This window comes from Streptomyces yangpuensis, assembly GCF_001005295.1.
GTDB lineage: Bacteria > Actinomycetota > Actinomycetes > Streptomycetales > Streptomycetaceae > Streptomyces > Streptomyces yangpuensis.
Genome location: NZ_LBMK01000005.1, coordinates 130,252 through 142,114, shown reverse-complemented (window position 1 = coordinate 142,114; position 11,863 = coordinate 130,252). Strand labels below are relative to the sequence as shown.

The window sequence follows — 11,863 nt, the reverse complement described above, 5'->3', positions numbered from 1 at the left end:
GAACACTCCAGTCTGGAAGCGCGGATTCACAGGAATCTGCGCTAGATGCAATCGCGCTGAACCTAACAGTGGGAACGCCGGGCGGCGAAAAAAGGGGCGGGAGCCTCGCAATGTCCCGCCTGTCGGCCATCCGTGCAGGTCAGGCGGCTATCCGGAATGATTGATTCGGAGTTTGGTGTTCCGGTGGAGTGTTTGATATTGCGCCCTGTCGCAGTGGTTCCCGGGGGAGGGGTTCACTTCGGCCTTTGGCCGGTTCGGCTGCTACAAATCAATCGAACACCTGTGATCTGCCGCCGAGGATTGTTGAATATCAGCCAAAGGGCAGATGGATCCAGCCATCTTTTTCGGCGCTCCTGTGAAGGAGCCACCGGAACCGAACCCGAGGACTCAGTCAGTGAGACCCTTCCCGACGCGCCCGCGCGTCGCCGGCCCGCCCTCCCGCAGGGCACCGGTACTCACCCTGGCGACCGCCCTGGTCGCCACCCTGATCGGCACGGCGGTGCCCGCGGCCGCAGCGCCTGCGGCGCCCGCCGCGGACAAGCCCAAAGCCGTGGCCCCCACCGATGCGGAGGCCACGGCCAAGGCCGGCACCGAGGCCAAGCGCACCGGCAAGCGCGTCGAGATCACCTCGAAGCGCACGGAGAACGAGGAGATCTGGGCCAACCCGGACGGCACCTTCACCTCCGAGCAGTCCCTGGTGCCGACGCGCGTCTACCGCAGTGGCAAGCTGGTCCCGCTGGACACGGGTCTGCAGAAGCAGAAAGACGGGCGGATCGCCCCCAAGGCGACCCGCAGCGAGCTCACCTTCTCGGGCGGCGGCAACACCCCCCTCGTCACCATGCGCAAGGACGGCCGGGACGTCACCCTCACCTGGCCCAAACCGCTCCCCGTTCCCACGCTGAACGGCAACAGCGCCACCTACGCCGAGGTGCTGGGGGGCGTCGACCTGCGGGTCGCCGCGGACGCGACGGGCTTCTCGCACCAGCTCGTGGTCAAGACCCGCGAGGCCGCGGCCGACCCGGCGCTCGCTTCCATCGACTTCGGCCTCAAGGGCAACGGCGTCACACTGCGCAAAGAGCAGAACGGCGAGCTGAAGGCCCTCGATTCCGCGGGCCAGCCCCTGTTCACCTCCATCAAGCCGCAGATGTGGGACTCCGGCGCGGACCAGCCCCTGCCCACCGCCCCGGCCAAGTCCTTCGCCGAGTCCGCGCTCAACCAGTCCGCGCCCGCCCAGGCCCCGTCGACGGCCGCGGGCACGCCCACGGCTCCGTCCGTCGACCGGGTACCCGCCGTCGACGGCATCTCCCTGCGCACCAAGCAGGCCGACCTCGGCGTCGACCTCAAGGGCAACAGGCTCACCCTCACCACGGACCGCAAGCTGCTCACGGCTCCCGACACCAAGTTCCCGGTCGTCATCGACCCGGTGTGGCGCGACGACTGGAAGTCGGCCTGGGCCCTCGCCTACAAGCACAACGGGATCCCCGGCTCGGCGGGCGAGTCCTACTGGAACGGCGGCAACCTCAGCAAGGACGCCCGCGTCGGCTGCTCCAAGGACCAGAACTACAACTACGCGGTGGTCTGCGCGAAGACCTTCTTCCAGATCGGCATGGGCGACCTGGCCGGCAAGCAGATCCTCGACTCGACCTTCCGCATCCAGCAGAGGCACTCCGGTGCCTGGAACTGCAAGTCCGGTGACATCCAGATCTGGGACACCGACTCCATCACGGGCAGCACCAGCTGGAACAAGCAGCCCGCCTGGAAGCGCATGGTGGACTCCTCCAGCCAGTCCTACGGCGGCCGCAACTGCACCAGTGACGGTTCCGTCCTGGAACTGGACGTGACCTCCGCGGTCAGTGACGCCGCCCGGTGGAGCTGGCCCGCCTGGACCATGGGCCTGAGGTCCTCCAACGACACGGTCGACGTCTCCTGGCGCAAGATGATCGCGGACAGCGCCCGGATCTCGACGCGCTTCAACACGCTGCCGAACGCGCCGGCGGACCGCTCGATGGAACCGTCCGTGGAATGCCAGGGCGGCGTGATGGGCAAGAGCGACGAGGTCGTCTTCCGCGCCCGCATCAGCGACGCCGAGGACAACGGGCTCAAGGCCGAGTTCCACTACTGGAAGGCGGACGACTACGGCACCCTCAAGGCTCCGAAGGTCGACGTCGCCAACGGCGGTGTGGCGCTCCTGCGGATCCCGCTCAGCGAGCTCACCGGCGCCAGCTACCGATGGGACGTACGCGGTCTCGACGAGGCCGGCGCCGGCCCCTGGGCCGGGCAGTGCGTGTTCTCCATCGACCGCGAACGCCCCAGCAAGCTGCCGGGCGTGCACTCGGTGCAGTTCCCGCCGAACGAGGACGTCAACACCGGGTACGCGCGTACCGAGGGCACCTTCACCCTGACCAACGGCGGGGCCTCCGACGTCACCCAGTACCAGTGGTTCACGGCGGGTGACCCGGTCGTCCGCACGGTCAACGCGTCGGCCGCCCCCGACGGCGCGGTGCAGATCAAGTACACCCCGAACGCGGCCGGACCGCACACCTTCTACGTCCGCAGCCTCGACGCGGCGGGCAACCGGTCCGACCTGAAGCCGTACCACTTCACCGCCAAGCGTCAGGCCGAACGCGACAAGCACGGCGACCTCAACGGCGACGGCATCATCGACATCTGGAGCGTGGACCCGGGATCGGGCCGGCTCTGGATGGTCCCGGGCAAGGGCAACGGCATCTTCGGCGAGCCCCGGCTGGTCGAGAAGGGCAACTTCGCCAACGCCGTCTCGCTCAGCCAGTGGGGGAGCTTCGGCGAGGACTTCTACGAGGACCTCGTCGTGCTGCGGCCTTCGGACGAAGACTCCACCACCAACAAGCTGTACGTCTACCGGGGCACCGGTGACGGAACGCTCCAGGACCCCCAGGCCAGCCGGATCGAGTTGAAGGCGAAGGACAACGTCCACTGGTCCCAGGCCCAGCAGGCCCTGGCCATCGGCAGCGTCAACGACGACAACGCGGACGGCAGGATCGGCGAGGACGACCACACCGACATGCTGGTGAAGGACGAGAAGGGCGTCCTCTGGCTGTACTACGGCACCGGAGGGGCCAGCCTGCTCCCGCGCAACATGCCCCCCGTCCCCCTCGGCAACGCCGACTGGCAGGACATGACGCTGATCGCCCCGGGCGACCTCAACGGCGACACCCTGCCGGAGATCTGGGCCCGTAACAAGACGACCGGCCAGATCCACCAGTACACGAGCCGCAAGACCACCGACGCCGCCTCGCCGGCGGCCATCGACCTGACCGTGTACGCCGATCCCGCCGTCCGGGCCACGTCGATCGCCTCCGGGTTCACCGGTGCCTCCTTCCGGCACCTGGCCAGCCTCGGTGACTTCGAGAAGGACGGCTTCCCCGACCTGTGGTCGCGTGACGGCGCCGGTGTGATCAACAAGTTCCCCGGCCGTCAGATGGCCAACGGCTCCGTCTTCGGCCTCGCCCAGCAGGTCGCCGTCAGTGGGACCCCTTGGAGCGATTGTCTTCTGGTCGACGCCGCCGACTCCAGCGGCGAGGTCAGGCTGTGCGGTCCGATCAAGGCCAAGTTCAAGGCCAAGGGCGGAGTTGCCGCCCTCGGCAGTCCCACGGGCCTCGTCAAGGACACGGCAGACGGCGGCAAGTTCGTGCACTTCCGCGCGAACGGTGCCGCCAGCGAAAGCGCCTCGATCTACTGGCACCCGAGCACCGGCGCCTGGCTCGTCATCAACGGTATCCGGCAGAAGTGGATGAGTCTCGGAGCCGAGAAGAGCTCCCTGGGATACCCGACCTCGGACGAGAACACCACCTTCGACCAGGCCGGCGCCTTCACCACCTTCGCCGGTTCCGGCGGCAACGGCGCCATCTACTGGTCGCCCGAAACCGGCTCCTGGTCCCTGCGCGGCGCAATCTACAGCAAGTACCTCGCGACCGGCGGACCCGGAGGCTGGCTCGGCTACCCGACCACCGATGAGACCAACAACGCCGACGGCATAGGACGCTTCAACCACTTCCGCCACCGCAAGGACACCTACGACACGGCCTCCATCTACTGGACGACCGAGACCCAGAAGGCCTGGTCGGTGCGCGGAGCCATCCGGGGCAAGTGGGTGAGCATGGGCGCCGAGAAGAGCTTCCTGGGCTACCCGCAGTCCGACGAGTACGACGTCGCCGGCGGACCCCGCGAGGACTTCAAGGGCGGCTACATCCGCCACAACAGCACCACAGGCGCCACCGACGAGCACAAGCCGGACGACCGCACCGCCAACCTGCGCAAGGACCTGGCCGGTGACTTCAACGGCGACGGCCGGTCCGACATGGCCACGGTGTACGACTTCGGCAGCCACACCACCGCGCTCTACACCCTGCGCGCCAACGAGGGCGGCGGCTTCATGCCCCCCGTCCTCGCCTTCAACAGCGGACTGCGCAACTTCAACGCCGCCAGCGCGCAGTGGGTCGCCGGTGACTTCAACGCCGACGGCCGCGACGACCTGGTGGCGCTGTACGGCTACGACGACGGCGCCAACGCCCTGTTCACCTTCCTCGGCCAGGCGGACGGGACCTTCAAGTCCCTGCCGCGCAGCGCCTACGTCGCCCCGGGCAACTGGGACGCGTTCAAGGCCAAGCTGGTCGCGGGCGACTTCAACGGCGACGGCCGCGCGGACGTGGGCATGTTCTACGACCACGGCGGCTCGACCGGCAGCCACACGTACCTCTCCAAGCCGGACGGCACGTTCAGCGGCTCCTTCGGCAGCTGGCGCTCCGCCCAGGGCGGCTGGTACTGGAACGAGTCCAAGCAGGTCGCGGGCGACTTCAACGGCGACGGCCGGGACGACATCCTCGCCCTGTACGGCTCCGGCGACGGAACCGTGACGGCCTACACGCTCCTCGCCAGGCCGGACGGCGGCTTCGCGGACCCCGTGAAGTCGTGGACCCGCAAGCCGGGTGACTGGAACTACAACGCCAGCAAGATCACCTCGGGCGACTACAACGGCGACGGCCGCGCCGACGCCGCCATCATGTTCGACTACGGCAACGGCCGCTCGGCGCTGTTCACGCTGACGGGCCGGCCCGACGGCGGGCTCAACGACGACTTCGTGAGCTGGACCCGCGAGAGCGGATGGTGGGGGAGTTCCCTCGGGAACCTGGTGTCCGGTGACACGGACAAGGACGGCCGGGCCGACGTCTCGGTCATGTACAACACCGCCAAGGGCGCGACCTCGGCCTACACCTTCAAGGCCCGGCCCGACGGCGGCTTCAACGACCACCTGAGGAGCTGGGAGGCTACGCCGGGCACCTGGTAGACAGCAGACCCGCACATGACACACCGGCCCCCAGGACCCGTTCGGGTCCTGGGGGCCGGGCGTTCTGCGGGGGCGGGATCAGTCCTTGATCTCGCAGATGGTGGCGCCGGAGGTGACCGAGGCGCCGACCTCGGCGGTGAGGCCGACGACGGTGCCGGAGCGGTGCGCGTTGAGCGGCTGCTCCATCTTCATCGCCTCCAGTACGACGATCAGTTCACCCTCGGTGACCTGCTGGCCCTCCTCGACCGCGACCTTGACGATCGTGCCCTGCATCGGGGAGGCGAGGGTGTCGCCGGAGGCGGCCGGGCCGGACTTCTTGGCCGCGCGGCGCTTCGGCTTCGCGCCGCCCGCGGCGGCCGTACGGGCCAGGGTCATGCCCAGGGACGAGGGGAGCGAGACCTCCAGGCGCTTGCCGCCGACCTCGACGACGACCGTCTCGCGGCCCGGCTCGTCCTCGGTCTCCTCCGCGGCCGGAGCCGTGAACGCGGGGATCTCGTTGACGAACTCCGTCTCGATCCAGCGCGTGTAGACCGTGAAGGGGCTGCCGTCGGTGGGCGCGAACGCCGGGTCGGCGACGACCGCACGGTGGAAGGGGATGGCCGTGGCCATGCCCTCGACCTCGAACTCGGCGAGCGCGCGGGCGGCGCGCTGCAGCGCCTGCTCGCGGGTGGCGCCGGTGACGATCAGCTTGGCCAGCAGGGAGTCCCAGGCCGGGCCGATGACGGAGCCGGACTCGACGCCCGCGTCGAGACGGACGCCCGGGCCGGTCGGCGCGACGAACTTCGTCACCGTGCCGGGCGCCGGGAGGAAGCCGCGGCCCGGGTCCTCGCCGTTGATGCGGAACTCGATGGAGTGACCGCGCAGGACCGGGTCGCCGTAGCCGAGCTCCTCGCCGTCGGCGATGCGGAACATCTCGCGGACCAGGTCGATGCCGGCGACCTCCTCGGTGACCGGGTGCTCGACCTGGAGGCGGGTGTTGACCTCCAGGAAGGAGATCAGGCCGTCGGCGGAGACCAGGAACTCCACGGTGCCGGCGCCGACGTAGCCAGCCTCCTTCAGGATGGCCTTGGAAGCGGCGTACAGCTCCGCGTTCTGGGCCTCCGTCAGGAACGGGGCGGGGGCCTCCTCCACCAGCTTCTGGTGGCGGCGCTGGAGGGAGCAGTCACGGGTCGAGACGACGACGACGTTGCCGTGGCTGTCGGCCAGGCACTGCGTCTCGACGTGGCGCGGCTTGTCGAGGTAGCGCTCGACGAAGCACTCGCCGCGGCCGAAGGCGGCGACGGCCTCGCGGACGGCGGATTCGTAGAGCTCCGGCACCTCTTCGAGGGTGCGGGCGACCTTCAGGCCGCGGCCGCCACCGCCGAAGGCCGCCTTGATGGCGATCGGCAGACCGTGCTCCTTGGCGAAGGCGACGACCTCCTCGGCCCCGGAGACCGGGTCGGGGGTGCCGGCCACCAGCGGCGCGCCGGCGCGCTGGGCGATGTGGCGGGCGGCCACCTTGTCGCCGAGGTCACGGATGGCCTGCGGCGGCGGGCCGATCCAGGTCAGGCCGGCGTCGAGCACGGCCTGGGCGAAGTCGGCGTTCTCGGACAGGAAGCCGTATCCGGGGTGGATGGCGTCCGCACCCGAGTCGGCGGCGGCCTGGAGGACCTTGGAGATGTCCAGGTAGCTGGCGGCCGGGGTGTCACCGCCCAACGCGAAAGCTTCGTCGGCCGCGCGGACGTGCAGAGCGTCCCGGTCCGGATCGGCGTAGACGGCTACGCTCGCGATCCCGGCGTCCCGGCAGGCCCGAGCAACGCGGACAGCGATTTCGCCACGGTTGGCGATGAGCACCTTGCGCACGATGGCTCCCTCCTTGAAACAAGCTGAGTTTAGGGACAGCCCACACGGCCTTTCGACCCTTCCCCGGTGGTGACCTTGCCCACACAGAGTGTGATGCGAGGCCCGCTCCGCCGGAGAACCCTTGTGGCGCCCCAGGTCAGGGGGATCCCCGACTGCACAGTAACCCCGTCATGTATCCAAGGTCTCTGTCCCCCGGGTCAGCGGCCCCGGGTGATTCTTTGTCGAGTCCCTACGAACGGCCCACATTTTCTTTGCGGTCGGGCGAGGAGTTGTCCCCTTGTTTACTGATTGGTAGCTCCGTCGTCCCGCAGGGCGAACCGGGACAACACCGTACCCACAGCGAGGTGGCCGACCGGGGTCCCTACGGGCCGCAGCGCGCCGGGCGTGTACTCCGGACGGGCGATGCGGGCGCATCTCTTGCCCGCCGGGCTACCCGTTAGTAGCCTCCAGGCGTCGAACGGGCGTATGGCGCTTGGGGGTGGGTGCACGTGGTGCGAAGACTCGTGGCCGGACTGGCCGCGATCGTGCTGGTCGCGGAAGCCGCCGTGCTGGTGCTCGTCCACATCGTGCTGGGCCGGACCACGGCCAACCAGTCGATGTCCATCGCGGGCAGCGACCCGGACGTGATGTCCAAGGCCACCTACGTCATGGGGGCGGGCATGGGCGCCTTCCTTCTGCTGTGCGCCGTGCTCTGCGCCCTCGCCGCGCTGCGCGACCGCCCGCCGGGCCGGTTCGCCCGGGTCGTGCTCATCACCGCCGCCGTCACCCACGCGGTGCTCGGCATGCTCGCCGTCGGCCTGGTCGGCTGGGCGGCCTTCGCGACGCTGATGCTGATCCTGTGCCTGCTCGTACTGATCCTGACGCTCTACCCCGCCACCGCCCGGCAGGCCGACGGCGAGGGCCCGGTCGAGGACGCCCCGCCGCCGTTCGGGGAGCTCAAGCCCACAAGTCCGTGATGGACACGTCCAGTTCGCCCAGCAGTGAGCGCAGCAGCGGCATCGACAGGCCGATCACGTTGCCGTGATCCCCGTCGATGCCGTCGATGAACGGCGCCGACAGCCCGTCCAGGGTGAACGCCCCCGCCACGTGCAGCGGCTCGCCGCTCGCCACGTACGCCGCGACCTCCGCGTCCGTCGGCTCGCCGAAGCGGACCGTCGTCGACGCCGTGGCCGAGACCCGCCGCCCCGTCGCCGTGTCGATCACACAGTGCCCGGTGCGCAGCACGCCGGCCCTGCCGCGCATCGCCTTCCAGCGCGCGGTGGCCTCCTCGGCGTCCGCGGGCTTGCCGAGCGCCTCGCCGTCCAGCTCCAGCACCGAGTCGCAGCCGATCACCAGGGCGCCCGAGGCCTCGTCCAGGCCCGCGACGACGGCCGCCTTCGCCTCGGCCAGCGCCAGTGCCAGCTCGGCCGGCTCGTCGTGGTCGAGGGTGTCCTCGTCGAAGCCGCTGACGATCACGTGCGGGGCGAGGCCGGCCTGCCGCAGCAGGTTCAGCCGGGCGGGGGAGGCGGAGGCGAGGACGAGCTTGCGCACGCTCGCGGGCTGGGGTGTGGCAGTCATGCCCGCCATCGTAGGTGCGGGTGCGGGTGCGGGTGCGGGTGCGGGTGCGGGTGCGGCTGCGGCTGCGGGCACGGGCGGCTCAGAAGTGGCTCACGCCGAGGACGTAGACCACCACGAGCATGGCGAGAGCGAGCACCACGGTGAGCCGCCGGATCATCGCCTGCGCGTCGCGCATGTCCTTGGGCGGCTCGTTCTTCGGGTCGGACCAGAGCATGTTCCGATCCTGGCCCCGCGGACCGGCGCGGCGCCTGAGTACGGGTACTCAAGCGCCGCCCCGCGTTCACCACATGCCGGCTCTACCCGGGCCAGTACGTCCGGCCCCAGGCCCGCGGTCCCGGCTGCGGCAGCCTGCGCCGGGCCACCCGGGCCGGCGTCGACCACTCGTCCGCGACCTGCGGGGCGCCCGACGGTGCCGCCGAAGCCAGCAGCGCCGCGCGCGCCTGGACCACCGCCAGTGCGGCGGCCAGCTCCTCAGGGGTCGGATTGCCCTTGACGACCTTGATCACCACGGTGACCTCCTGGAGGGACTAGAGGGGGATGTTGCCGTGCTTCTTCGGCGGCAGGGACTCCCGCTTGGTACGCAGCTGCCGCAGCCCCTTCACCACGTGCGCGCGGGTCTCGGACGGCATGGTCACCGCGTCGATGTAGCCGCGCTCGGCCGCCGTGTACGGGTTGAGCAGCGCGTCCTCGTACTCGGCGATGAGCCGGGTCCGGGTCGCCTCCACCTCCTCGGGAGCGGCCTCGGCGAGGGTGCGGCGGTGCAGGATGTTCACCGCGCCCTGCGCGCCCATGACGGCGATCTGCGCGGTCGGCCAGGCCAGGTTCAGGTCCGCACCGAGGTGCTTGGAGCCCATGACGTCGTAGGCGCCGCCGAAGGCCTTGCGGGTGATGACGGTGATCAGGGGGACGGTGGCCTCGGCGTACGCGTAGATCAGCTTGGCGCCGCGCCGGATGATTCCGTTGTACTCCTGGTCCGTGCCCGGGAGGAAGCCCGGTACGTCCACGAACGTCAGCACCGGGATGTTGAAGGCGTCGCAGGTTCGCACGAAGCGGGCCGCCTTCTCGGAGGCGTCGATGTCCAGGCAGCCGGCGAACTGCATCGGCTGGTTGGCGACGATGCCGACGGGGTGGCCCTCGACCCGGCCGAACCCGGTCAGGATGTTCGGCGCGAAGAGCGACTGCGTCTCCAGGAACTCCGCGTCGTCGAGCACGTGCTCGATCACGGTGTGCATGTCGTACGGCTGGTTCGCGCTGTCCGGGATCAGCACGTCGAGCTCGCGGTCGGTGTCGCAGACCTCGGTGTCGGCCTCCTCCGGGAAGGCGGGCGGCTCGGAGAGGTTGTTCGACGGGAGGTACGACAGGAGCGACTTCACATACTCGATGGCGTCCTTCTCGTCGCCCGCCATGTGGTGGGCGACGCCGGACGTGCTGTTGTGCGTGCGCGCACCGCCCAGCTCCTCGAAGCCGACGTCCTCTCCGGTGACCGTCTTGATGACGTCCGGGCCGGTGATGAACATGTGCGAGGTCTGGTCGACCATCACCGTGAAGTCGGTGATCGCGGGCGAGTACACGGCGCCGCCCGCGCAGGGCCCGACGACCAGGCTGATCTGCGGGATCACGCCGGAGGCGTGGACGTTGCGGCGGAAGATCTCGCCGTACATCCCGAGCGCGCTGACGCCCTCCTGGATGCGTGCGCCGCCGGAGTCGTTGATCCCGACGAGCGGGCAGCCGGTCTTCAGCGCGAAGTCCATGACCTTCATGATCTTCTGGCCGAAGGTCTCGCCGAGAGCTCCGCCGAAGACGGTGAAGTCCTGCGAGAACACGGCGACGGGGCGGCCGTCGACCGTGCCGTAGCCGGTGACGACGCCGTCGCCGTAGGGGCGCGTCTTCTCCAGCCCGAAGTTGGTGGAGCGGTGCCGGGCGAACTCGTCCAGCTCGACGAAGGAACCCTCGTCCAGCAGTAGGGCAACCCGCTCACGCGCCGTCAGCTTGCCCTTGGCGTGCTGCTTCTCCACGGCGCGGGCGGAACCGGCGTGGGTGGCTTCGTCGATGCGGCGCTGCAGATCCGCGATCTTGCCCGCGGTGGTGTGCATGTCGATCGGCTCTGACGGATGTGACATCGGGGTCGCGGCTCCCTGCATGGTGTCAACTGCCTGGTCAATTGATTGACTACTGCTGGCTACTGGTGCGTAGCGTATCGGCGGGCATGGCGCTCGGCAGTGCGGCGTTTGACACACCTACTGTGGGTTGCATGACGCCATCAGATGCATCAGCAGGTGCTTCCGCCGGTCGCTGGTCGAGCCTGGACCGGCCGCCGCTCAATGCCGCAGCGCTGCGGCGGGCCCTCGTCACCGGGGACGGGCTGTGGACCTCCGTGGAGGTGGTCGCCTCCACCGGGTCCACCAATACCGACCTTGCCACGCGGGCGGCCGGGCTGCCCGAGGGGGCCGTGCTCGTCGCCGAGGAGCAGAGCGCCGGACGGGGCCGGCTCGACCGGAGCTGGGTCGCTCCGGCCCGCTCCGGGCTGTTCTTCTCCGTGCTGTTCAAGCCGGGCGACGCGGTGCCGCAGGAGCAGTGGGGGTGGCTGACCCTCCTGGCGGGCGTGGCCACCGCGACCGGGCTCTCCCGGGCCGCCGGAGTGGACACCGCACTCAAGTGGCCCAACGACCTGCTGGTCACGGTCGAGGGCGAGGAACGCAAGGCCGGCGGCATCCTCGCCGAGCGCACCGCGGACGGCATCGTCATCGGGATCGGGCTCAACGTCACCCTCACCGAGGAGGAGCTCCCGGTGCCAGCCGCCGGGTCGCTGCTGCTGGCCAAGGCCACCGTCACCGACCGCGAGCCGCTGCTGAAGGCCGTACTGCGCTCCCTGGAGGAGTGGTACGGGAACTGGCGCGCCGCCGGTGGCGACCCGGCCGCCAGCGGACTCCAGGAGACCTACGCGGCGGGCTGCGCCACCCTCGGCCGGCACGTGCGCGCGGAGCTCCCCGGCGGGCGCACCCTCACCGGAACGGCCGAAGCCGTCGACACCGATGGCCGCCTGGTGATCCGTACGGCCGAAGGGACCCACGAGGCCGTGGGGGCGGGTGACGTCGTCCACCTGCGATCCGTGCACTGACGCGGGAGAGGCCGGGCGTACGG

At 70.0% G+C, this 11,863-nt stretch carries 8 protein-coding genes; 3 read left to right on the top strand and 5 right to left on the bottom strand.

The genetic code is table 11. The annotated features are described in order from the left end of the window. Positions 1 to 394 precede the first annotated feature (394 nt). Positions 395 to 5,323: an FG-GAP-like repeat-containing protein gene (locus AAT21_RS24450; RefSeq protein WP_046779133.1), complete on the top strand. Its 4,929-nt coding sequence runs from the start codon at positions 395 to 397 to the stop codon at positions 5,321 to 5,323. A gap of 78 nt (positions 5,324 to 5,401) precedes the next feature. Here the strand turns inward: AAT21_RS24450 and AAT21_RS24445 are convergent, their stop codons facing one another. Further along, on the bottom strand, positions 5,402 to 7,165 hold the full coding sequence (locus AAT21_RS24445; RefSeq protein WP_046779132.1) for an acetyl/propionyl/methylcrotonyl-CoA carboxylase subunit alpha: 1,764 nt from the start codon (positions 7,163 to 7,165) through the stop codon (positions 5,402 to 5,404). 488 nt (positions 7,166 to 7,653) lie between these two features. Here AAT21_RS24445 and AAT21_RS24440 point away from each other — a divergent pair, with 488 nt between their 5' ends. Then, positions 7,654 to 8,121, top strand: a complete 468-nt coding sequence (locus AAT21_RS24440) for a hypothetical protein (protein WP_046779420.1) — start codon at positions 7,654 to 7,656, stop codon at positions 8,119 to 8,121. Here the strand turns inward: AAT21_RS24440 and AAT21_RS24435 are convergent. The 4 genes from AAT21_RS24435 to AAT21_RS24425 form a co-directional block, all read right to left on the bottom strand. Next, entirely contained in the window at positions 8,102 to 8,731 is a 630-nt protein-coding gene (locus AAT21_RS24435) for a Maf family protein (RefSeq protein WP_046779131.1), read from the bottom strand. The two genes, AAT21_RS24440 and AAT21_RS24435, sit on opposite strands and share 20 nt — an antisense overlap. A 70-nt stretch (positions 8,732 to 8,801) precedes the next feature. Beyond that, on the bottom strand, positions 8,802 to 8,936 hold the full coding sequence (mmpB, locus tag AAT21_RS39740; RefSeq protein ID WP_257856429.1) for a morphogenic membrane protein MmpB: 135 nt from the start codon (positions 8,934 to 8,936) through the stop codon (positions 8,802 to 8,804). 82 nt (positions 8,937 to 9,018) lie between these two features. Continuing rightward, positions 9,019 to 9,231, bottom strand: a complete 213-nt coding sequence (locus AAT21_RS24430; RefSeq protein ID WP_046779130.1) for an acyl-CoA carboxylase epsilon subunit — start codon at positions 9,229 to 9,231, stop codon at positions 9,019 to 9,021. Positions 9,232 to 9,249: 18 nt separating this feature from the next. Further along, a complete protein-coding gene (locus AAT21_RS24425) occupies positions 9,250 to 10,842 on the bottom strand; it encodes an acyl-CoA carboxylase subunit beta (RefSeq protein ID WP_046779129.1) in 1,593 nt (530 codons plus the stop codon). Between the two features lie 131 nt (positions 10,843 to 10,973). Between AAT21_RS24425 and AAT21_RS24420 the strand changes: the two genes are divergently transcribed. Continuing rightward, positions 10,974 to 11,840, top strand: coding sequence for a biotin--[acetyl-CoA-carboxylase] ligase (locus AAT21_RS24420; RefSeq protein ID WP_046779128.1), 867 nt, complete (start codon positions 10,974 to 10,976; stop codon positions 11,838 to 11,840). The last annotated feature ends 23 nt before the right edge of the window (positions 11,841 to 11,863 follow it).